This window comes from Streptomyces sp. NPDC060035 (assembly GCF_042736635.1).
Lineage (GTDB): Bacteria > Actinomycetota > Actinomycetes > Streptomycetales > Streptomycetaceae > Streptomyces.
The window spans coordinates 20362-43718 of record NZ_JBHWVO010000015.1 but is presented as its reverse complement, the minus strand read 5'-3'; the positions used below and the strand labels follow the sequence as shown (position 1 = coordinate 43718).

The window sequence follows — 23357 nt, the reverse complement described above, 5'->3', positions numbered from 1 at the left end:
AAAGGCGGAAAATGGGTGCACAAACGGACGGGCGGCAAGGTGAACACGCACAGGGGTGCGGACCGCACGGAAATTCAGCTGAGGGTTATCGGTTACCCGGACAGGGGCGACAACAGGAGTGCCGGGCGATATCGCTCACCGGCGCAGCCGCGCGGCAGGAGGGTGCCACCGGGGGCACATTCCCTGAATTCCGCTGTCGGCTGGTCATGAATCCATCTTCCCGTTCGGGGCAAGGGCGGGTCAACAATGCAACGATCTGAATTAAGTCGGTATTCGCCGAGGTGGTCAGGACACCGCGGGCAGCGCGGGCCACGGCCCCAGCGGGTCGGTGTACAGCGCGCCGAGCGCGACCGCACCACCCGCGGTGGCCAGCACCGATCCGGTGAAGCTGCTCGGCACCACGGCACGTTCCGGGTCGTCGCACACCCCTGAGCGCTCGGCCACCTCCGCCCGTAGATCGGCGAGGCACTGCGGCAGCCGGCCCGCTCCGGGCTCGACCACCACCAGGCACTCCGGGTCGAACATGTCGAGCAGCAGCGCCGCCGCCCGGCCCACCAGTCGGGCGCGGCGGCGGAACAACGCCACGGCGCGCGGCTCGTCCGCCATCGCATGGTCGAGCAGCTCACCGAACGACTCGACGTACAGGCCCTGTTCGGCTGCCCGACGGATCATGGCGCGCTCGGAGACCTCGGACTGGAGGCACCCGGTACGGCCGCAGCTACAGGGCTCCGCGTCACCCGACCCGCCCGGCCCGAGCGGCAGATGGGCCACGCTGCCCGCTCCGGAGCGCGGGCCCCGGTGCAGCTCCCCCGAAGTCGCGAAGGCAGCGTCCACGACCGCGCCGATGAACAGCAGCACCGTGCTGGCCCGTGTCGACACCTCACCGAACATCTGCTCGGCCCGCGCCAAGGCCCGTGAATGACTGTCCACATGGACCGGCAGCCCGGTTGCGTCGGTCAGGATCTCTCGTACGGGCACGGAGCGCCAGCCGAGATGAGGGTGCTCCACGACCACTCCGGCGGCGGAGTCCACCCGGTGCCCGGTGGCCACGCCCAGGGCCAGGACGGTCCGCCCGTCCGCGTGAGCCGCCGTCAGCCGGGGCAGCCGGGCGGCCAGGTCGGCCAGGATGCTGCGGGGTTCCGTGCTGCGGTGCGGTCTGCGGTCCTCGGCCACGACCCGGCCGCGCAGATCCATCAGGGAGACCGTCGAGTGTGCGACGGCGATGTGGGCACCGGCGACCAGGAACCGGCCGGTGTCGATCTCCACCGGTATGTGGGGGCGTCCGAGCCCGCGCGGACCGGTGGTCTCCTCGCTCTCACGGACCAGACCGCGGGACACGAGGTGTCCCACGTGTCCTGTCACGGAGGCGGGCGACAGGCCGGTGACGCGGGCGACGGTGGAGCGGGCCACCGGGCCGTGGTCGAGGATCGCGCTCAGCACGGCTCCCGTGCCGGAGGCACGGCGGGCCGGTCCGGCCGCGGGGATGTCCGAGCGACGCAGCGGACGGGTGCGGCGGGCGGGCGCAGGCAGACTCTTCACAGGTGTCTTCCAGTCCTCGGTGGCAGCGGGCGGTACGGGTGCGGGCTCGCCCCGGCGAAGGTGCGGGGGGGCCTCGTGGCGGAACCGGCCGGTATCGGTCCGGCGCGGATTCCGCTTCTCCCGTGCGGCGGGGCGCCCGCAGCGCGCCGGAGGAACGTGTCCCCGTGGGCGGCTCTCGCGGGCTCCGTGTGTTCAGGCCCGGTGACACGCCGCGGAGCACACGCGCTTCAGGTCGACATGACCTCGCGTCGTCAGGTGTGCGGATCGCTGCATGCCGCGCAACGTAGCCGGAACGGCGTAAGCCGGTCAAACCACTGACCGCATGCTGGGACGCCTGTCCAGGGACGCGTGTTGCGCACGTATTGCGGCGCGATGAAGGGGTGTTGAAAGCGTATGACAGCGACATGTCCGCGCTTGACACGAACCGGCGGCGGCGGTCGCACACCGGGGCGTTTCCAGGAATTAACCTCGTGATGCCTTGTCACTCCTGGTCTACGCGCATAGTTTTTGCCACCTCACTACAACTTGGGGGCAGTTCCCGTGCACATAGCCAGACCCGGCTCCGCCCTGCTGGCCGGCGCCGTCGCCGTAACACTCTCGGTGACCGCGCTGCCCGCCGCCTTCGCGGCCCCGTCCTCCACCGCTGTGATCTCCGAGGTGTACGGCGGCGGCGGCAACTCCGGTGCGACGCTCACCCGCGACTTCATCGAGCTGGCCAATGCCGGTTCGACCCCGTTCGGCCTGTCGGGCTTCAGCGTCCAGTACCTGCCGGGGACCCCGTCCGCCGGCTCGCTGTGGCAGGTCTCCGAGCTGTCCGGCGCTGTCGCGCCCGGTGGCCGCTATCTCGTCGCGCAGGCCGCCGGCACCGGCGGCACGGTGGCGCTGCCGACTGCTGACGCCACCGGCACGGTCGCGATGTCCGCGGCGAGCGGTACCGTCGCGCTGGTCTCCGGTACGACACCGTTGACCTGCAGGACGGCCGCGGACTGTGCCGTCGACACCCGGATCGTGGACCTCGTCGGCTACGGCTCGGCAGTGGTACGGGAGGGCAGTGGCCCGGCCACAGGCGCCTCGGCCACCGCCTCCGTGGCACGCGGTACGTCCCTCGCGGACACCGACGACAACGCCGCCGACCTGGCCGCGGGCACCCCGACGCCGGTCAACGCGGCCGGCGGGACCTCCGGCGGATCCGGCCCCGGCGAGCCCGGCGGACCGACCGAGCCCGGCACCGTGCGGGTGCACGACATCCAGGGAACGACGCGTGTCTCCCCGCTCGTGGGCCAGTCGGTGACCGGTGTCCCCGGCACCGTCACCGGCGTACGGACCAGCGGTTCGCGCGGCTTCTGGATCCAGGACACCGCACCGGACGCCGACGCACGCACGAGCGAGGGCCTGTTCGTCTACACCGGCTCCGCCGCCCCGGCCGTCGCCGTGGGCGACTCGGTACTGGTCAGTGGCAAGGTGGCCGAGTACTACCCGTCCTCCACCACCCAGTCGCTCACCCAGCTCACCGCACCGAAGACCACGGTCCTGTCCTCGGGCAACGCCCTGCCGGCGGCCGTCGTCCTCGACGCGGATTCGGTGCCCGACGCCTACGTACCGACGGCCGGCGGCGGGTCGATCGACGCACTGGCCCTGGACCCTGCGGCGTACGCCCTGGATCTGTACGAGTCGGTCGAGGGCGCCCGTGTCACGATCGCCGACACCCGGGTGACGGGTGCGACGACCGCGTACGACGAGGTCTGGGTGACGGTCAAGCCGAGGGAGAACCGCACCCGGCGCGGCGGCACGCTCTACGCCTCGTACACGGACCAGAACACCGGTCGCATCAAGGTGATGTCGCTGAACGCCGCGCAGCCGGTCCCGGTGGCCGACGTGGGCGATGAGCTCTCGGGCTCCACCACGGGCGTCATCGACTACGCGTCGTTCGGCGGGTACAACCTCCAGGCCACCGAGCTCGGCACGCTCACCGACAACGGGCTCCGGCGCGAGGTGACGCGGAAGCAGAAGCGGGGGGAGCTCGCCGTCGCCACGTACAACGTGGAGAACCTCGACGCACTTGACGAGCAGGCCAAGTTCGACACACTCGCCGAGGGTGTCGCGGTCAGTCTCTCCTCCCCCGACATCGTGTCGCTGGAGGAGATCCAGGACGACAACGGCGCGGTCAACGACGGCACGGTCGGCTCCGACGCGACGCTGAAGCGGTTCACCGACGCGATCGTCGCCGCGGGCGGCCCGCAGTACGCATGGCGCTATGTCGCACCCGAGGACGGCAAGGACGGCGGCGAGCCCGGCGGCAACATCCGCAACGTCTTCCTCTTCAACCCCGAGCGGGTCGACTTCGTGGACCGCGAGGGCGGCGACGCGACCACCGCCGTGACCGCAGTGAAGACGAAGAAGGGCGCCACGCTCTCCGTCTCGCCCGGCCGGATCAATCCGACGAGTGCGGCCTGGGACGACAGCCGCAAGCCCCTGGTGGGCGAGTTCCGCTTCCGCGGCAGGCCCGTCTTCGTCATCGGCAACCACTTCGCGTCCAAGGGCGGCGACCAGCCCCTGCACGGGCGCTACCAGGAACCGGTGCGCAGTTCGGAAACGAAGCGGGTGCAGCAGGCGGCCGAGGTCAACACCTTCGTCCGCTCGCTGCTGAAGGCGGACGGGTCGGCCCGGGTGATCACGCTCGGGGATCTGAACGACTTCGCGTTCTCGCCGACGATGGACGCGCTGACCAGCGGCAAGGTGCTCAAGCCGCTGATCACGACGCTGCCGAGGAGCGAGCAGTACAGCTACGTGTACGACGGCAACTCGCAGACGCTGGATCACATTCTGACCAGCCCCGCCATCCGCCGTTTCGACTACGACGTGGTGCACATCAACGCGGAGTTCGCCGACCAGGCGAGCGACCACGACCCGCAGATCGTGCGGGTCGATGTGAACGGCAAGGGCGGCCACAAGCACTGACCGCCCCCGGGGGCGGCCGGTGCCGGCCGCCCCCGGACCCCGTTCGGCCGACCCCGCTCGGGCGCCCGGTGCGGCGAGGAGTGACACGATGGACGCGCACACCGGGGCACGAGTGGGAGAAGCGGTCATGGCGACGGAGAAGCACGACGGGGCGGTACGACTCAGTCCGACGAACTGGGTTGCTGCCCAGGCCGAGTTGTACGAGTCCTCCGGCGGCACCAAGGGCACGACCCAGCTCGGCGTCCCGTGTCTGCTGATGGACTGCGTCGGCAGGCGCAGCGGGGCGGTGCGGCGCACGGTGCTGATGTACGGGCGCGACGGCGACGACTACCTGATCGTGGGGTCGAACGGCGGCTCGGACCGCCATCCGCTCTGGTACCTGAACCTGCAGTCCGATCCCGCCGTCGAGCTCAGGGTCGGCACGGAGCGCTTCCCGGCACTCGCCGAGACCCTCCCGCCCGAGGAGAAGGCCCGGGTGTGGCCGCACCTGGTGGAGGTCTTTCCCCGGTACGCGCAGTACCAGCAGGGCACCGGCCGCGACATCCCCGTGGTGCGGCTCCGACGTCGCTGACCTGCCCGGACTCGCCGGCCGGACGGGCAGGCGGAGCCGGCCGCCAACGGGCCTGTCTGCGGGGTTCCTTGATGCGTAAACTCCGCGATCATGACCTTCGAAACGGTTCAGGCCGACGCGTCCGCCCTTGACGGACCCGCACTCTTCCCGACCATGTCCACCATGCGCGCCATGCGCCGTCTCAAGCCGGACGCCGTGCCGGACGAGACGATCGAGCAGCTCATACAGGCAGCCGTCTGGGGACCCAGCGGCGGAAACATGCAGTGCTACGAGTACGTCGTCGTCACCGACCGCGAGGTGATGGCCCGTCTGGCCCCGCTGTGGAAGCGTTGTGTGGACGCCTACCTGGCAACCACCGGCAAGTATGCGCCGAAGGGCATGGACGACGCGGCGTACGGCCGGATGGTTGCGGCGATCGAATACCAGCGTGACCACTTCGCGGACACTCCGGCGCTGATCATCCCCTGCTACAGGTTCCCGGAGCCGCAGTTCGACGACGAGGGCCTGCAGGTCTATGCGCAGGCGCTCGGCCCGGCAGGGCTCGCGCACATGACGGACGCGCAGACGCGCTTCCAGGCGCTCGCCGAGGGCTCCTGCGTCTATCCGGGTGTCCAGAACATCCTGCTCGCCGCACGGGCCCTGGGGCTCGCGGCCAACCTCACCATCTGGCATCTGATGCTGGAGCAGGAGTGGAAGGAAGCGCTCGGGATCCCCAAGGACATGGAGACCTTCGCCGCCATTCCGGTGGGGTGGCCGCAGGGCAACTTCGGGCCCGTCCGGCGCCGCCCGGTGGCGGATGTCATCCACCGGGACCGCTGGTAGCCGCACAGGGCTCCGGCACCCCCTGGCCGGGGGTGCCGGAGCCCGGGCCAGGGGGTGCCGGAATCACCCCAACTCCATTGGAGTGAAAGGGATTTGGACACGCTGAATCGGCATTGTCATGCCCTGATCGGATCGATAGCCTGTGCGGGCTCGCGCCCTCGGCCCACCCCAAAACGGGGCCGGGGGTCCTTCCTCCCCCCACAGACCAGGAGCAGGTATGCCCAGAAGCCCCGCCGGCCACACCCGGGGACGCGCAGCTGTTCTGGCGGCTCTCACCGTCACCGCCGTCGTCGCCTCCGGTCACCCGGCCCCTGCCGCCCCGGCCGGGACCGACCCCATGAACCGGGCCTTCGCCCGGGCGGCCGAGGAGTTCGGCGTACCACGCGATCTGCTCGCCGCCGTCGGCTACGGCGAGACGCACCTGGACGGGCATGCCGGACGCCCCAGCCAGGCGGGCGGCTACGGCGTGATGCACCTCGTCAGCAGCCCCACGAACCGCTCCCTGGACAAGGCCTCCGCCCTGACCGGCAAATCGGCGGCCGATCTGCGCCAGGACACCGAGGCCAACATCCTGGGCGGCGCGGCCGTGCTGCGGAGCCACGCCGACGCGCTCGGCCTGGACAGCGCCGAGCGTCGTGACATCGACGCCTGGTACCCGGCCGTCGCCCGCTACAGCGGGGCAAAGGGCGCCGTCTCCGCGCTCTACGCGGACACCGTCTACACCTTCCTCGCCCAAGGGTTGCGGACGACGGTTCCCGGCGGCGAACGGATCTCGGTCACCTCCCGCCCGGTCGCCCCGGAGAAGGGTGCTCTGGCCACGGCCGGGGTGACCGCCCAGAGCCCCGACTACCCCTCGGCGCTGTGGGTCCCCGCGAATGCCGCCAACTACGCGACCGGCCGGTCGGCGACCATCGACAAGGTGGTCATCCACGTCACGCAGGGCTCGTACGCCGGCACCATCAGCTGGTTCCAGAACCCCGCGTCCCAGGTCAGCTCCCACTACGTGGTCCGTTCCTCCGACGGCGAGATCACCCAGATGGTGCGCGACAAAGACACCGGCTACCACGCCAAGAGCGCCAACGCCTCGTCGCTCGGCATCGAGCACGAGGGCTTCGTCGACAACCCTTCGTGGTTCACCGACTCGATGTACCGCTCCTCGGCGGCGCTGACCGCGTATCTGTGCAACCGGTACGGGATCCCGAAGGACCGGTCCCACATCATCGGGCACAGCGAGGCACCCGGGAACGACCACACCGACCCGGGCGTCAACTGGAACTGGACCTACTACATGCAGCTGGTCGCCGCCGGCGGTGGCAGCGCCGTCGACGGGCTGAGCTTCACCTCGTACGCGACCCAGCGGTTGGGCTCGACGGGTGCCCAGGTGAAGGCCGTTCAGCAGCTGCTCAACAAGCAGGGGTACAACGCAGGTGCCGAGGACAGCACCTTCGGTGGGGTCACGGAGAGCGCCGTAAAGGCGTTCCAGACGGCTCGGAAGCTCACCGCCGACGGGACGGTCGGCCCGAAGACCTGGACCGCGCTGCTGTCGGCCGGTACCACACCGACCCTCACCACAGGTGCGAGCGGTGATGCCGTGAAGCGGCTGCAGCGGGCGCTGACCGCGGCGCTCGGATCGACGGTCGCCATAGACGGAAGCTTCGGCTCGGCGACGGGCACGGCCGTGCGTCTGTACCAGGACGCGCGAGAGCTGGCTGTGGACGGCAGCGTGGGCCCCGACACATGGAAGGCGCTGCAGGCCGGGCTCTGATTCTCCGCCACCTCTGCGGGCGGGCCCGTGCGCACCGCGCACAGGCCCGCCCGGCCCTTTGAGTACCGGTACTCGTGCCGGGCCCCCGCTCCCCGGGGCGATGACGGGAGAGCGGGCAGACACGGGGCCGAGTCGGGGGACGGCATGGGACGGTCCGGGGAGCGGCCTGGCACAGGAGGAGCCGCGCACACGGGAAGCGGCCCCGCACCTCGTGCGGGGCCGCCTCATATACCGTTGTCAGCAGGTCACTTCAGGCCGAAGGCCCTGATGATCTCCTGGTCGACGGCGAGGCCGCCCGGCCCCTCGGTGTGTGCCTTGAGCGACACGAAGCCGCCCGCCTTCGCCGGGGTCCTGAACCGTGCGGTCCACTCGCCGGCCGAGCCCTTGTTCAGCTGCACCGCGCTCCAGGTCCTGCCGTCGTCGTAACTGACCGACAGCGAGGCCTTCTTCGCCGTCACCGCACCCTCCAGCCACTCCTGCGTACCGGAGGCGAGACCGATCTCGGTCCACCGGCCGGCCTCGACGTCACCGGCGAGGTCGGTGTCGACCTTGTAGTCGAGCTGGAGCAGCGCAAGGTCGGCCTGCCAGGGACCGTTCTGGTCCATCTGGCCCGAGACGAAGCTCCACTCGGTGTGCGTGCGGGTGGAGGTCTTCCACATGTCACCGTCACGGGTGGAGTCGAGGACGAAGCGGTACGGCAGCTTCTCCGCCGACAGGTCACCGATGTACCCGGCCCGGCCCGCAACCTTCCGGATCAGCGTGTCGCCCTGGTAGAAGGCGGTGGTGGTGGTGTCGTACTCGTCCTCCGGCATCGAGCCCGAGTGGCCCGCGCCCGAGTCCGTCCACGGAGTGAAGTTGAACTGCATGTCGTTGCTGACGGAACGGAACGGACCCCAGAAGCCGGTGCCCAGACGGGGTCGGCTGATCGGCGCGAACCAGTCGGCGGGGTAGGTGCGACCCGCCGTGTAGTCCATCTCGCCGCTGCGCATCTCGAGCGCGAAACCGGTCTCCGTGGCGTTGAGGACCGAGTGGTCCTCGTACCAGAAGGAGTCGCCCGGAAGCGGGGTGACCCACTCGTCACGGGTGGCGGGGAACTTCTCGTACTCGGCGAAGCCGAGGCCCGGACCGTAGTCCGGGATGTCGTAGCGGTAGCCACCGCCGAGCGCGGCCTTGTGACCGTAGAAGGTGTTCTCCACCTTCGCCAGTTCACGGGCCGACGGGGCGAACGCCAGCGAGCGGTCCGGGACGGTGCCGTTGTGGCGGTCGACCAGGTCGTACACGTACCGGGCGAACCTGCGCTGGGTCATGCTGAGCTTCTCGCCCCGCGTGACCTCCTTGATCAGGGTCTCGCCGGCCAGCTGTTGCACCGAGGCGACCGGAATGGTGGTCGTGGTGCCCCACTCGGTGTACTGCTCCATCGCCACACCGCGGCCGTCGTTGACGACGAAGAGAGCCTTGGCGCCCGCGGCAAGCGCGTTGGCCAGCCGGTCGGCCGCGGCGACCGCGTCGCTGCGGCGTACCACGACGGCCTTGCCCTTGACGTCCAGCCCCTGGTAGTCGGCCACGGCGCCGTTGCCCGCGAAGACAGCGGCCAGCTTCTGGCTGCCGTCCTCGGCGATGCGCGCACCGCCCTGCACGGCCACCGGCACGTCCCGGCCGTCGACCGACAGGTCGATCTGCTTCTCGCCCTGGCGCCAGCGGGTCAGGAAGCTGAAGCTGCCCTGGGTGACCTTCTTCGTGGGGGTTGCCCACAGCTGGTCGTACGTCATCGGGATCTGGAATGCGTCACGGAAGACCATGCCGCTCGGTGCGGTGCGCGCCATGTCGTAGCGCAGCTGCCGGGTCTCGGTCTCCTTAGGCGTCCGCACACTGACCTTGCGGGCCTTGGACGCGTCCAGGGTGACGGTGGTCGGCTTGTCGAGGACCGTCTCGGGCTCCATGAGGAAGGCGACGGCCTTCGAGTCCGGGCGGTCGCCGTCGATGTTGACGGCGGCCCAGGAGGTGTAGGTGCCCGGGGGCAGCCGCAGCGTGGTGTCGCCGGATACCGGGACGACGTTGAGGGCGGCGAACGGGTCGTTCAGTTCACCGAGGACGACATAGCCGTCCATCGGCTTGCCCGCGCGGTCGCGGAGCTTGTACGTGAGGTCGTAGAGCTCCCGCTCCTTGCTCAGTGCGAAGCCGGTGTGCGCGACGGTCGCGCCGGACGCGTTCTTCGCGACGACCTGGCCGGAGAACGTGGTGCCGGCCTCGACCTTCGACGGGTCCAGCGACAGCACGGTGTCGGCGGTGGATCCGGCGGGAACGGTGAGCTTCGGCGTCGAGACCGTGTACGCGGGCGAGTCCGTGTCCGGGGCCAGGTCCAGGGTGACGTCCTGCGTACCGGTGTTGCGGTAGGTGATCGTCCGTTCGGCGACCGGGTCGGTCGTCGCGTGCGGCCAGTCGTAGGAGGCGGCCGCCACGGAGCCGGTGGCCTCGACGGTCGCGTCGATGGCCGCCTTCACATCGAGGCGGCCGGTGCCCTGCTCGTACGGGGTGTAGTCGGGCAGTTGCTTCGAGGTGCTCATCAGCGCGTCCTTGATGCGCTGGCCGGACCACTCGGGGTGCCGCTGCTTCAGGATGGCCGCGGCGCCGGCGACGTGCGGGGTCGCCATCGACGTACCGGACATCTGCTGGTACATCTCGGTCATACCGGGGACCGCCTGCGAGGCGGCCGCGTTGATGTCGACGCCCGGGGCGGACAGGTCGGGCTTCAGTCCGTTCGACCGGGTGAGCGGGCCCATGGAGGAGAAGTCCGCGCGGTTGTCCTGCTTGTCGACGGCGGCGATGGTGAGTGCCTTCGCCGCGGACCCGGGTGCGCCGATCGTGCCCGCGCCGTACGCGTTGCCCGCGGCGATCACGAACAGCGGGCCGCCGTCCGCCGAGAGCGCGTCGACGGCCTGGGCCATCGGGTCGGTGCCGTCGTCCGGGATGCTGGATCCGAGGCTCATGGAGACGACGTCGGCGCCTTCGGCCTTCGCCCACTCCATGGCCTCGATGATGCCGGAGTCGGCGCCGGATCCCTCATCGCTGAGGACCTTGCCGATGATCAGGTCCGCGCCGGGAGCGACGCCCTTGTTGACGCCGTCCGACGCGGCGCCCGAGCCCGCGATGGTGGAGGCGACGTGGGTGCCGTGGCCGTGCTTGTCGAGGACTTCCTGGCCGGGCACGAAGCTCTTCGACTCGAGGATGCGGTCCTTGACGTCCGGGTGCGTCGCGTCGATACCGGTGTCCAGGACGGCAACCGTGGTGCCCTTGCCGTCGAAGCCGGCGGCCCACGCCTGCGGGGCGTTGATCTGCGGAACCGAGTCCTTGAGCGCCGCCTCGACCTTGCCGTCGAGCCACAGCTTGGCGATGCCGTTGTCCAGCGAACGACTCTTCTGCGTACGAGCGATGTCGCTCCAGAAGGCGCGGGCGTCGTCCTTGTCCGCCCTCAGCGCGGCACCGTTCACCGACTCGAGCCGGCGGACCGTCTCGCTGCCGCGCGGTGCGGCGGGCAGCGAACGTGCCGTGCCCGCGGGATAGGTGGCGATCAGCGGAATGCCGCCGGAGCGCTTGTCGTCGTATCCCATCTCGACCAGGGTCGAGATGTTGAACAGCCGACGGTCCAGCTTCCCCGCCGCGATCAGCGCGGTCGCCTCGTCGGGCAGGACGTAGATGTCGTCGCCCGCCTGCTGCATGTGCACACCGCCCGCCGCGCCGTCGGGGCGGTCCACGGTCACGGTGTCCTGGTTGCCCGCGCCGTCCGTGTAGTGGACGACGTCACCGGTGACGAGGGTGACCTCGTAGCTCCTGGCAGGGGCCTCGGAGCGGCCGTCGGTGGAAGGCGGCTGCGGAGCGGCGGTGGCGGAGCCCCCCGCGGGAAGCATGGCGCCGCTCACGAGGGCGACCGAGGTCGCTATGAGCAGGGCCCTGCGCCCCGCGCGAGCGGGTCTCGCCCGGCCGGAAACGAAGGAGGGTAGAAGAGTCATGCAGCTGATCTACCGGTTGAGACACAGCCATGGCGATTTCACGACTGACGTGAACCCGCCATGGCGGCAACCCGCCCGCCGCCCGGCCGCCGCCGCGGGGCCTGTTCAGGCCACGGAAGCGAGCGGTGGTTCGTCCTCGTGGTGGATGGGGGTGTGGGCGCCGGTGAGCGGTACTCCACTGCCGCCGCGCCGGTCGGCGACGATCTCGGCCGCGATCGACAGGGCCGTCTCCTCGGGCGTACGGGCGCCGAGGTCCAGCCCGATCGGCGAGTGCAAGGTGGCCAGTTGCCGCTCGGTCACACCCGCTTCGCGCAGTCGCTCGTTGCGCTCCAGATGGGTGCGGCGCGAACCCATCGCGCCGACATAGGCGACCGGCAGCCGCAACGCCAGTTCCAGCAGCGGTACATCGAACTTGGCGTCGTGCGTGAGCACGCAGAGCACCGTGCGCGCGTCCACCTCGGTGCCCGCGAGGTAGCGGTGCGGCCAGTCGACGACGATCTCGTCGGCCTCCGGGAAGCGCGCGGCGGTCGCGAAGACGGGGCGGGCGTCGCAGACGGTGACGTGATAGCCGAGGAAGCGTCCTGCCCGGACCAGGGCGGCGGCGAAGTCGATGGCCCCGAAGACGATCATCCGGGGCGGCGGGACGCTCGATTCGACGAGCAGGGAGAGCGGCCGGCCGCAGCGCGAGCCGTCGGCGCCGATGGTGACCTCGCCGGTGCGGCCCGCGTCGAGCATCGCGCGGGCCTCTGCGGCGGCCGTGCGGTCCAGATCGGGGTGGCCTCCGAGCCCGCCCTCGTACCTGCCGTCGGGGTGGACGAGCAGCGGGCGGCCGAGCAGGTCCGCGGGCCCGTCGGTGACGCGGGCGACCGCTGCCGCCGCACCCTCGGCGGCAGCGGCGAACGCGGCGGCGAACACCGGGCGCGCGCAATCGTCCGCGCGCACCGGGGTGATGAGGATGTCGATGACGCCGCCGCAGGTCAGTCCGACCGCGAAGGCGTCCTCGTCGCTGTAGCCGAACCGCTCCCGCACGGTGGTGCCGTCCTGGAGAGCCTGCCGGCACAGCTCGTACACCGCGCCCTCCACACATCCGCCGGAGACCGATCCGATGGCCGTGCCCTCGCTGTCGACGGCGAGCGCGGCGCCCGGCTGCCTGGGCGCGCTGCCGCCGACGGCGACCACGGTGGCCACGGCGAACGCGCGTCCCTGCCCGACCCACCGGTGCAGCTCGTCGGCGATGTCCAGCATGGCGTGTCTCCTTCTGACAGGGGTGCGGAGGGCGGTGGCGTCAGTGGACGCCCAGCCAGCTCTCGATCGGGTTCAGGGCGAAGTAGACGAGGAAGACCAGCGTCAGGACCCACATGAAGGCGCCGACCTCACGGGCCCTGCCCTGGGCGAGCTTGATGGCAGCGTACGAGATGACGCCCGCGGCGACACCGGTGGTGATGGTGTACGTGAACGGCATCAGGACCACGGTGAGGAAGACCGGGATGGCGACGGAGCGGTCGCTCCAGTCCACGTGCCGGGCGTTCTGCATCATCATGGCGCCGATGACGACCAGGGCGGCGGAGGCCACCTCGGCCGGCACGATCGCCGTGAGCGGGGTGAAGAAGAGGCACGCGGCGAAGAAGAGTCCGGTGACGACGGAGGCCAGCCCGGTGCGGGCGCCCTCCCCGACCCCGGTCGCCGACTCGACGAACACGGTCTGGCCGGAGCCACCGGCGACACCGCCGATCGCACCGCCCGCACCGTCGATGAACAGCGCCTTGGACAGGCCCGGCATCCGGCCCTTGTCGTCGGCGAGCTTCGCCTCCGTACCGACGCCGATGATGGTGGCCATCGCGTCGAAGAACCCGGCCAGCACCAGAGTGAAGACGATCATGCCGACCGTCATCACGCCGACGTCGCCCCAGCCGCCGAACTCGACGTCCCCGAAGAGGGAGAAGTCCGGTGGGGAGACCGCGCTGCCGCCCAGCTCGGGCGGGCCGCTGCTCCAGGACCTGGGGTCGATGTCACCGACGGCGTTGACGACGATCGCCACCAGAGTGCCGGCGACGATGCCGATCAGGATCGCGCCGGGGACGTTGCGCGCCTGCAGCATGAAGATCAGCAGCAGGGTCACGGCGAAGATGAGTACGGGCCAGCCGGCGAGTTCGCCGGCGGGGCCGAGGGAGAGCGGGGTCGCCGTTCCCTTGTGGACGAATCCGGCCTTGTAGAGCCCGATGAGTGCGATGAAGAGGCCGATGCCGATGGTGATGCCGTGCTTCAGCGCGAGCGGAATGGCGTTCATGATCAGCTCGCGGAGGCCGGTGACGACCAGCAGGCAGATCACCAGCCCGTAGACCACGCACATGCCCATGGCCTGCGGCCAGGTCATGGCCGGCGCCACCTGCGAGGCGAGCACACCGGAGACACTGAGACCGGCGGCGAGGGCGAGGGGCACCTTGCCGACGAAGCCCATCAGCAGGGTGGTGGCGGCCGCCGCGAGCGCGGTGGCGGTGATGAGTCCCGGCTGGCTGAGCAGCTGGCCGTCGGCGTCCTTGCCACCGAGGATGAGCGGGTTGAGCAGGAGGATGTACGCCATGGCCATGAAGGTCGTGACGCCGCCGCGCACTTCGCGCGCGACGGTCGATCCCCGTTCGGATATGTGGAAGTACCGGTCGAGCCAGGACCGTCCGGCGGGGACGCGCGAGCCGGGGCCCGCGTCCTCCGCACTCGTCTTGGCCTGCACTGACTGCTGGGTCATGTTGCCTGACTCCCAAGGTTCACAGGGGCACCCGCGTGGAGATTCGTGATTGCGGGATTTGGGATGACTGCGCGGCGGCACGACCCGGGGGACGGCCCGAGACGAACTCTTCTTGCAGGTGGAGCGGTTGTGCGTGCTCTCCGGACGGTGCGCGGCGCGGGGAAGTGTGACGTTCACGGCAGGCACGCACCGCCCGGAGGGTTTTGATGGGCCGTCAGGTACCGGTGAGGTGCTCGGGGCGTACCGGTGTCCTGTTCAGCTCCAGACCTGTCGCGTTCCGGATCGCCGCGAGGACGGCCGGGGTGGACGACAGGGTCGGGGCCTCGCCGATACCGCGGAGCCCGTACGGGGCGTGGTCGTCGGCGAGTTCGAGCACATCGACCGGGATGGTCGGGGTGTCGAGAATGGTGGGGATCAGATAGTCCGTGAAGGAGGGGTTGCGCACCTTCGCGGTCTTCGGGTCGACGAGGATCTCCTCCATGACGGCGACACCCAGCCCCTGGGTGGTACCTCCCTGGATCTGCCCCTCGACCGACAGCGGGTTGAGTGCCTTGCCGACGTCCTGGGCGCAGGCCAGTTCGATGACCTTGACCAGGCCGAGTTCGGTGTCGACCTCGACGACGGCGCGGTGTGCGGCGAAGGAGTACTGGACGTGGCCGTTGCCCTGTCCGGTGCGGAGGTCGAAGGCTTCGGTGGGCCGGTGGCGCCACTCCAGCTCGATGTCGACCGCCTCGCCCTCCAGTACGTCGGCCAGCGGGGCGAGGACCTCGCCGCCGTCGGTGACGACCTTGCCGCCCTCCAGGAGGAGTTCGGCCGTCGCCCACGCCGGGTGGTACGTACCGAACTTGCGGCGGCCGATCTCCAGGACCTGTTCCCGGACGGCCTCGCAGGAGTTCTTCACGGCGCCGCCGGTGACGTACGTCTGACGGGACGCGGAGGTGGATCCGGCCGAGCCGACCCGGGTGTCCGCCGGATGGATGGTGACCTGGCTGACACCGAGTTCGGTACGGGCGATCTGGGCGTGGACGGTGACGCCGCCCTGCCCGACCTCGGCCATCGCGGTGTGCACGGTGGCGACGGGCTCGCCGTTGATGACCTCCATCCGCACCCGGGCGGTGGAGTAGTCGTCGAAGCCCTCGGAGAAGCCGACGTTCTTGAGGCCGACCGCGTAGCCGACGCCGCGCACGACCCCTTCGCCGTGCGTGGTGTTGGACAGTCCGCCGGGCAGTGCGCGTACGTCGACGGAGCTGCCCTCCGCGTCGGCCGAGAGCCACTGCTGCTCGGGCGGCATCGGGCGGGCCTTGACGCGGCGCAGCAGTTCGGCGACGGGGGCCGGCGAGTCGACGCGCTGACCGGTGGGGAGCAGGGTGCCCTGTTCCATCGCGTTCAGCTGCCGGAGCTCTACGGGGTCCATGTCCAGGGCCGCGGCGAGCTTGTCCATCTGCGCCTCGTACGCGAAGCACGCCTGGACCGCGCCGAAGCCGCGCATGGCGCCGCAAGGCGGGTTGTTGGAGTAGAGCGCGAGCGCCTCGATGTCGACGTCCTCGACGACGTACGGTCCGACCGCGAGCGAAGAGGCGTTGCCGACGACCGCCGGGGAGGCGGAGGCGTAGGCGCCGCCGTCCAGCACGATGCGGCACTTCATGTGGGTGAGCTTGCCGTCCTTGGTGGCGCCGTGCTCGTAGTGGAGCTTCGCCGGGTGCCGGTGGACGTGTCCGAAGAAGGACTCGAAGCGGTTGTAGACCATCTTGACGGGCTTGCCGGTGCGCAGCGCGAGCAGGCAGGCGTGGATCTGCATCGACAGGTCCTCGCGGCCGCCGAAGGCGCCGCCGACACCCGAGAGCGTCATGCGGACCTTGTCCTCGGGGAGTCCGAGGACAGGAGCGATCTGGCGGAGGTCGGAGTGCAGCCACTGGGTGGCGACGTACAGCTCGACCCCGCCGTCCTCGGACGGCACCGCAAGGCCGGACTCGGGACCGAGGAAGGCCTGGTCCTGCATGCCGAAGACGTAGTCGCCGGTGACGATGACGTCGGCCCGCTGTGCGGCGGCGTCCGCGTCGCCGCGGACGACCGGCTGGCGGTGCACGATGTTGGGGTGCGGGACGTGGCCGATGTGGTGGTCGGTGCGGCCCTCGTGGACCAGGACCGCACCGGGTGCGGTCGCGGACGCCTCGTCCGTGATGACCGGCAGCTCGGCGTACTCGATCCTGATCTTCGCGGCGGCGCGGCGCGCGGTCTCGGGGTGATCGGCGGCGACGAGGGCCACCGGCTCTCCGTGGTGACGGACCTTGCCGTGGGCGAGGACGGGGGTGTCCTGGATCTCCAGGCCGTAGTTCTTCACCGCGGTGGGCAGGTCGTCATAGGTGAGCACGGCGTAGACGCCGGGCGTGGCGACGGCCTCGCCGATGTCGATGGACCTGATCTCGGCGTGCGCGACGGTGGAGCGGAGCGTGTGGCCCCACAGCATGTCCTCGTGCCACATGTCCGAGGAGTACGCGAACTCACCGGTGACTTTGAGGGTGCCGTCGGGGCGCAGGGTGGACTCGCCGATTCCGCCCTTGGTCTTCGAGCCCTGGGTGATCTTGGTGGGGGTACCGGCCGGCCCGGAGGCGGCTCGTGGATGCAGCGCCATGGCTATCGGACCGCCTCTTCCTGACGGGCGGCCGCGAGGCGGACCGCGTCGAGGATCTTCTCGTAACCGGTGCAGCGGCAGAGGTTGCCGGAGAGCGCCTCGCGGATGTCCTGGTCGGACGGGGAGGGCTGCGCTTCGAGCAGTTCGTCGGCGGCGACCAGCAGGCCGGGGGTGCAGAAGCCGCACTGCACGGCGCCCGCGTCGATGAACGCCTGCTGGATCGGGGAGAGCTCTTCGCTGCTCTGCCCGTCCCCGGGCCGGGCCTGCCACCGCTGGGCGGCGTCGAGCGAGGTGCCGCAGGCACCCGCGGCGCAGCCGGCGCCGGGGTGGGCGTCCTCGCGGTGCCTGGCGTAGTCCGCGAGGCCTTCGACGGTGACGACCTCGCGGCCCTCGGCCTGTCCGGCTGCGACAAGACAGGAACAGACCGGCACACCGTCCAGGCGGACCGTACAGGACCCGCATTCGCCCTGCTCACAGGCGTTCTTCGAGCCCGGAAGCCCCATGCGCTCACGCAGGACGTACAGGAGGGACTCGCCCTCCCAGACGTCGTCGGCTTCCTGCTTCCGGCCGTTGACCGTGAAATTCACTCGCATGGTTAAGCAGCTCCTTCGAGGGTGCGGTCTGCGCCGCGGTACTGCTCCCAGGTCCAGCCCAGCGTGCGGCGGGCCATGATGCCGACGGCGTGCCTGCGGTAGGCCGCGGTGCCCCGTACGTCGTCGATGGGGTTGCAGGCGCCGGAGGCGAGCTGCGCGAACTGCTTGGCGACGGAGGGGGTGATGATCTTGCCGCTCTCCCAGAATCCGCCCTCTTCCAGCGCGGCGTTCAGGAACTCCTCCGCCTCCCTGGCCCTCACGGGAGTGGGCGCGGCGGAGCCGATGCCGGTCCGGACCGTGCGGGTCTCCGGGTGGAGGGCGAGGCCGAAGGCGCAGACCGCGATGACCATCGCGTTGCGGGTGCCGACCTTGGAGAACTGCTGAGGGCCGTCGGCCTTCTTGATGTGCACGGCCCGGATCAGCTCGTCCGGCTCCAGGGCGTTGCGCTTGACGCCGGTGTAGAAGGCGTCGATGGGGATCATCCGCGCGCCTCGTACGGATTCGGCCTCGACCTCGGCGCCCGCGGCGAGCAGCGCCGGGTGGGCGTCACCGGCGGGTGACGCGGTGCCCAGGTTGCCGCCGACGCCGCCGCGGTTGCGGATCTGCGGCGAGGCGACGGTGTGCGAGGCGAGGGCAAGGCCGGGCAGCTCGGTCCTGAGGTGTTCCATGATGGCGCTGTACGGCACGGAGGCGCCGAGCCGGACGGTGTCCTGGCCCACCTGCCACTCGGACAGCTCACCGATGCGGTTCAGGTCCAGGAGGTACTCGGGCCGCCGGTGGTCGAAGTTGATCTCGACCATCACATCGGTTCCACCCGCGATGGGCACAGCCGTCGGGTGCTCGGCCTTGGCGGCGAGCGCCTCCTCCCAGCTGGCGGGGCGAAGGAAGTCCATGAGTGGCTCTCTTCTTCTCAATCGGGTCGTTCGGCTGGGGGCTGGGGACGGCCGGCCCTCGACTGGTCGTTGCTGTGTTGTTGACACGGTGTGTGACCCAGTACACAAGCCTTGCTCCACTCGGTGCAGTCACCGAAACCATGAAGGAATTGGCTGGTCCCCTTCCCTGTCTTGTAGATTCGAACGAATGGCGGGGAACGGAAACCTCACCGCAATTCACAGGTATCCCCCGCTGTCCCCCGCACCAACGAAAAAGATCGGCGGCAATCGAGATGCGGCTGCGCGCACTGCTGGACACCGACGCGCTGGGCCTGCAGCTGCTCAGCGGCGAGGACGAGCTGGACCGCTCGGTCCGGGGCGTGATGACGACCGATCTGCGCGACCCGAGCCGCTATCTCTCCGGCGGTGAGCTCGTCCTCACGGGCCTGGCCTGGCGCCGGAGCGCGGCGGACTCGGAGCCGTTCGTCCGGATCCTGGCGGGTGCCGGCGTCGCCGGGCTCGCGGCGGGCGAGGCGGAGCTCGGGGCCGTTCCCGACGATCTGATCGAGGCGTGCCTGCAGCACAGGCTCCCGCTCTTCGCCGTCGACGAGATTGTTGCATTTGCAACGATCACTGAGCATGTGGTGCGCCAGGTCTCCGGTGAGCGTGCCGGAGACCTCGCCGCCGTCGTGGACCGGCACCGCCGGCTGATGACCTCGGGCCCGGCGGGCGGCGGCCCCGAGGTCGTCCTCGATCTCCTGACCTCCGACCTGGATCTGCGCGCCTGGGTCCTCTCCCCCACGGGCCGCCGGATCGCCGGGGCCGGCGAACCCCTGTCCGGTCCCGTGGGTGCGGCACTGGCCGCGCAGCATCTCGCGGCGACCCGCACCGGCCGCCGGGGCCCGCACCGGGCCGAGGTGGGCGGTACGACGTATTCGCTGTTCCCGATCCGGAACAGCGGCCGGGGTTCCGTCCCGGGCCCGTCCCGTGACGTGCGGGAGTCGGTGCTCTCGGACTGGCTGCTGGCCGTGGAGGCCGACGCGAGCGACTGGCCGACGGCACGGCTCGACCTGCTCCAGGGCGTCACCCAGCTGATCGCGGTCGAACGGGACCGTCGCGACGCGGCCCGTACGGTGCGCCGCAGGCTCGCCCAGGAGGTTCTGGAGCTGGTCCAGACGGGCGCGGCCCCGGCCGAGATCGCGGCCAGGCTGCGGGTCGCGGCCCCGGTCCTGCTGCCCGGCCTCGGGACGGCGCCGCACTGGCAGGTCGTGGTGGCCCGGGTCGAGTGGGCGGGCGAGGGCACGGACTCCGGCCCGGACCTTCCCGGCGGCCAGATCGCCCAGGCGCTGCTGGAGGAAATCCTGGTCGACCCCGTCGTGGCGGGACCCGACTCCGCGGACCGCATCGCCGTGGCCCATACCGGTGACGAGGCCATCGCCCTCGTACCGCTGCCCGCCGTCTCCCCGCCGGCGGAGCCCGCTTCCGGCTCCGCCGGCGCCGGGGGCCCGGACGCGCCCGAGGGAACCCCGGAGCGGCAGGACAACGCGCTGCACGCCGATGCCCTCCTCGCCACCGTCCGCGAACCGCTCTCGGCGGGCCTGGCGGACGACGGCCGGCTGACACTGGGTGTCAGCGCCGCCGTGCATTCGGCCGAAGGACTGCGCGGCGCACTGGAGGAGGCCCGGCACGCCCGCCGCGTCGCTGCGGCACGCCCGGGCCGGGTCTGCGCGGCCGGCCACCACGAGCTCGCCTCGCACGTCCTGCTGCTGCCCTTCGTCCCCGACGACGTCCGCCGGGCCTTCACCGCCCGCCTGCTGGACCCGCTGCGCGACTACGACCGGCGGCATCGCGCGGAGCTGATCGAGACGCTGGAGGCGTTCCTGGACTGCGACGGTTCCTGGACCCGCTGCGCGGCCCGGCTGCACCTGCACGTCAACACGCTGCGCTACCGCGTCGGGCGCATCGAGCAGTTGACGGGGCGTGACCTTTCGCGCCTCGAGGACAAGCTCGACTTCTTCCTCGCCCTGCGCATGAGCTGACTTCCGGGCACTGCCACAGCACCGCCGCGGCCCGGTCGATTGTGAAATCTTTCACCTGACATTGATCCCACCCCTTGGCCCGGCGTGCCATTCCGTGCTGAGATGCGGCCAGACTCAACAGCTCAATGGCGCGCTCGGGGAGGGCAACGTGGCGTATACCGCCATGTCTGGTTCCGGAACGACAGCAGATGACGATCCGCCGCTCCAGACAGCGGTATGGCGGCTGCGGTCACGCGCCTGCTGGACGGACGCGGCTGCGCTGCTGGAACCCCATGCGGCCACGGATGCCGCCGCCGCTCTCCAGCGGACCTCTCTGCTGACCGAGCAGTGCCTCTACACCGGCACGGGCTGGACCGAAGCCGAGGACGCGCTGCGCACGGCCGAGGCGCTCGCCCAGGACAACACCGAGCGCGGGGCGGCCGCCTGTGAGCGCGGCTATCTCGCGTACGCCTCGACCCTGCTCGGGGCACGGGACCGCGCCGACGAGGCAAGCGTGGCGCTGAGCCGGGCAGCGGCCCTGCTCGCCCCAGGGGCGCCCGGCCGCCCCCTGCTGGACTTCCGCCGGGGCCTGATCGCCCAGAACATCGCCGATGCGCCGCAGTCCGCCCGCGCCGCGTACCGCAGGGCCCACGCCGGGGCCACGGCCCAGGGTGACGAGTTGCTGCTCTCGTTCACCTGGCGGCACCTGGCCTCACTCTCCCTGCGTGAGGGTGAGCTCGCGGAGGCACGGCACGGCTTCGCGGAGTCGCTGCGGATAAGGGAGGAACTCGGCTATCTCGTCGGTACGGCCCCGGCCCTCATCTCGCTCGCGGACGCCGAGACGGAACCCGAGGCGGGCCGGCTGCGCGCCGAGGCGGGCCGGCTGTTCCGGCTCCTCGGTGGCGTACCGACGTGGCTGGCCCCACGGCTCGAGCCACCGGCCCCACAGACCGTGGAGGCCAACTGACCGCCGCGGCCGGGGTCGGTGCGCCGCCCCTGGCCCACCCGGGTCGGGGTCGGCGCAGGGTCAGCCCTCCGCGCCCGTGAAGTGTTCGCGCACGAGCGACTGCACCACCGTGAGATCTCTCGCGATGAGCGCGTCCAGCAGCGCGGTGTGCTCGGAGGCGTCGGCGAGAAGATCGGCCCGGCGGGTGGCGGGGTTGCTGACCAGGGGCCACTGCGAGCGGCGGTGGAGGTCGTCGGCGACCATCACGAGCTGCTTGTTGCCGGAGAGCGCGAGAACGGCGCGGTGGAAGGCGCGGTCGCTCTCCGCGTAGCTCGCCCGGTCGCCGACCGCCGCGGCCGCGACCGTGGCGTCGGCCAGCGGGCGCAGCACGCACCAGCTGCCCGCAGGCACGGTACGGGCCAGCCGCAGCATCACGGGGACCTCGATCAGGGCGCGCACCTCGGCGAGCTCGGAGAGCTCGCGCGGGCCCCGCTCGCTGACCCGGAAGCCACGGTTGGGTACGACCTCGACGGCTCCCTCGATGGACAGCTGCTGCATCGCCTCACGCACCGGCGTCGCGGAGACGCCGAACCGTGCGCCGAGCGCCGGGGCGGAGTAGACCTGCCCGGGAGCCAGTTCGCCGTCGACGAGGGCGGCGCGCAGGGCGTCCAGGATCTGGCCGCGTACGGAGTGCCGCTGCACCACGCGGGGGGCGGGCGGCTCGCTGTGGGTGTGCTCGCCGCGTGCCTGTTCGGGAACGCGGACGTCCTGCGGGATCCCCGTGGACACGTACGGCGGGCGTACGCCTTCACGCGCTCTGCCCTGCTCCACCCGGACCTCCTCGGCCTGCCGCGGGCCCGCCTCGCGTATGGCCTGCCCTCTGTGCACGATAGGCGGAGGAGGCCGCAGTTCAAACATCGATCTATTCGGGTAAGGTAAGGCTTACCTGCAAACGATCGTGATTCGGTGGTCCCTGCATGACCGTCTCCACCCTGCTCACCACCACCGCCCCGTCCCCCGTGACGGCGGCGTACGCGCGTCTGGCCGAGGTCTTCCCCGTGCTGCGCGCCGAGGTGCTCGCCGACGACGCGGAGTCACCGTCGGGCGCCGGCTGGGTGGGCGCTGCCGAGCTCGCGGAGGGCGGCGGCGCCCTGGACGCCTTCCTGGCCTGGGACAGCGCGCAGGTACTCCGGGACTACGGCACACAGGCACGCCCCGACGTGGTGGCCAGCTTCGGACTTCACCGCTACTCGTGGCCCGCCTGCCTGCTGGTGACCGTTCCGTGGTTCCTGCACCGCCGGGTGCCGCGGATTCCCGTCCAGGACGTCTCCTTCCAGCGGGCCCTGGGGCATCTGACCGTGCGGGTGCGCGAGTTCGCCTGCCTTCCCGACGATCCGGCGGCGATGCTGCCGGGCGCCCGGATCGTCCCGGACGAGGCGGCGCTGCGGGCCGAGGTCCGCGACGCCGTGGCAGAACACCTCGGCCCCGTGCTCGACGGCTTCGGACCACGCATGCGGCGCGGCAAGCGGGCGCTGTGGGGCATGGCGACGGACGAGATCGTCGAGGGCCTCTGGTACATCGCCCACCTGCTCGGCGAGGAGCGCCGGGCGATGGACGAGCTGGAGCTGCTGCTGCCAGGCACCACCGAGCCGTACGTGGGCACCGCAGGCTTCCGCGAGCTGACCGGCCCGGACGGTGAGCCGCTGCCTACCCGCGACCGGGCGAGCTGCTGCCTCTTCTACACGCTGCGGCCCGAGGACACCTGCGTCACCTGCCCGCGCACCTGCGACGCCGACCGTGTCCGGAAGCTGAAACCCGCCCCCTGAGCCCCGGCCGACTCACACCGCCCATCCGGGCGACCCGTATTCGAACGCAACTCGCTTCCCCTATG

The 23357-nt window shown here is 71.0% G+C and carries 15 protein-coding genes; 7 read left to right on the top strand and 8 right to left on the bottom strand.

The annotated features are described in order from the left end of the window. Positions 1-285: 285 nt before the first annotated feature. Positions 286-1539, bottom strand: a complete 1254-nt coding sequence (locus ACFWBQ_RS23185; protein ID WP_385492203.1) for an ROK family protein — start codon at positions 1537-1539, stop codon at positions 286-288. Between the two features lie 540 nt (positions 1540-2079). Here ACFWBQ_RS23185 and ACFWBQ_RS23180 point away from each other — a divergent pair. The 4 genes from ACFWBQ_RS23180 (at position 2080) to ACFWBQ_RS23165 (ending at position 7655) form a co-directional block, all read left to right on the top strand. Further along, positions 2080-4497 (top strand): endonuclease/exonuclease/phosphatase family protein, encoded by a 2418-nt coding sequence (locus tag ACFWBQ_RS23180; protein ID WP_385492201.1) that lies wholly within the window; start codon positions 2080-2082, stop codon positions 4495-4497. Positions 4498-4624: 127 nt separating this feature from the next. Further along, positions 4625-5068 (top strand): nitroreductase family deazaflavin-dependent oxidoreductase, encoded by a 444-nt coding sequence (locus tag ACFWBQ_RS23175; RefSeq protein ID WP_385492558.1) that lies wholly within the window; start codon positions 4625-4627, stop codon positions 5066-5068. A 90-nt stretch (positions 5069-5158) separates the two neighbouring features. Then, on the top strand, positions 5159-5890 hold the full coding sequence (locus ACFWBQ_RS23170; protein WP_385492198.1) for a nitroreductase family protein: 732 nt from the start codon (positions 5159-5161) through the stop codon (positions 5888-5890). A gap of 217 nt (positions 5891-6107) precedes the next feature. After that, complete coding sequence (locus ACFWBQ_RS23165) at positions 6108-7655, top strand: N-acetylmuramoyl-L-alanine amidase (protein WP_385492195.1); 1548 nt, start codon at positions 6108-6110, stop codon at positions 7653-7655. 245 nt (positions 7656-7900) lie between these two features. Here the strand turns inward: ACFWBQ_RS23165 and ACFWBQ_RS23160 are convergent, their stop codons facing one another. The 6 genes from ACFWBQ_RS23160 to ACFWBQ_RS23135 all read right to left on the bottom strand — a co-directional run bounded on the left by ACFWBQ_RS23160 (position 7901) and on the right by ACFWBQ_RS23135 (position 18523). Next, on the bottom strand, positions 7901-11560 hold the full coding sequence (locus ACFWBQ_RS23160; RefSeq protein ID WP_385492556.1) for a S8 family serine peptidase: 3660 nt from the start codon (positions 11558-11560) through the stop codon (positions 7901-7903). 207 nt (positions 11561-11767) lie between these two features. After that, positions 11768-12907: an XdhC family protein gene (locus ACFWBQ_RS23155; RefSeq protein WP_385492192.1), complete on the bottom strand. Its 1140-nt coding sequence runs from the start codon at positions 12905-12907 to the stop codon at positions 11768-11770. Between the two features lie 40 nt (positions 12908-12947). Beyond that, a complete protein-coding gene (locus ACFWBQ_RS23150) occupies positions 12948-14405 on the bottom strand; it encodes an NCS2 family permease (protein ID WP_385492190.1) in 1458 nt (485 codons plus the stop codon). 214 nt (positions 14406-14619) lie between these two features. Beyond that, the gene (locus ACFWBQ_RS23145) at positions 14620-17037 is read right to left on the bottom strand and encodes a xanthine dehydrogenase family protein molybdopterin-binding subunit (protein WP_385492187.1); all 2418 of its coding nucleotides are present in this window, start codon (positions 17035-17037) and stop codon (positions 14620-14622) included. Positions 17038-17039: 2 nt separating this feature from the next. Continuing rightward, positions 17040-17630 (bottom strand): (2Fe-2S)-binding protein, encoded by a 591-nt coding sequence (locus tag ACFWBQ_RS23140; protein WP_385492185.1) that lies wholly within the window; start codon positions 17628-17630, stop codon positions 17040-17042. A gap of 2 nt (positions 17631-17632) precedes the next feature. Beyond that, entirely contained in the window at positions 17633-18523 is an 891-nt protein-coding gene (locus tag ACFWBQ_RS23135) for an FAD binding domain-containing protein (RefSeq protein WP_385492182.1), read from the bottom strand. Between the two features lie 272 nt (positions 18524-18795). Between ACFWBQ_RS23135 and ACFWBQ_RS23130 the strand changes: the two genes are divergently transcribed. Together ACFWBQ_RS23130 and ACFWBQ_RS23125 are read left to right on the top strand one after the other, a co-directional pair. Then, a complete protein-coding gene (locus tag ACFWBQ_RS23130; protein WP_385492179.1) occupies positions 18796-20541 on the top strand; it encodes a PucR family transcriptional regulator in 1746 nt (581 codons plus the stop codon). 163 nt (positions 20542-20704) lie between these two features. Continuing rightward, entirely contained in the window at positions 20705-21487 is a 783-nt protein-coding gene (locus ACFWBQ_RS23125) for a hypothetical protein (RefSeq protein WP_385492177.1), read from the top strand. Positions 21488-21547: 60 nt separating this feature from the next. Here ACFWBQ_RS23125 and ACFWBQ_RS23120 read toward each other — a convergent pair whose 3' ends face one another. Further along, complete coding sequence (locus ACFWBQ_RS23120; protein ID WP_385492174.1) at positions 21548-22297, bottom strand: GntR family transcriptional regulator; 750 nt, start codon at positions 22295-22297, stop codon at positions 21548-21550. 146 nt (positions 22298-22443) lie between these two features. Here ACFWBQ_RS23120 and ACFWBQ_RS23115 point away from each other — a divergent pair, with 146 nt between their 5' ends. Continuing rightward, entirely contained in the window at positions 22444-23292 is an 849-nt protein-coding gene (locus ACFWBQ_RS23115) for a (2Fe-2S)-binding protein (RefSeq protein WP_385492171.1), read from the top strand. Positions 23293-23357: the final 65 nt, after the last annotated feature.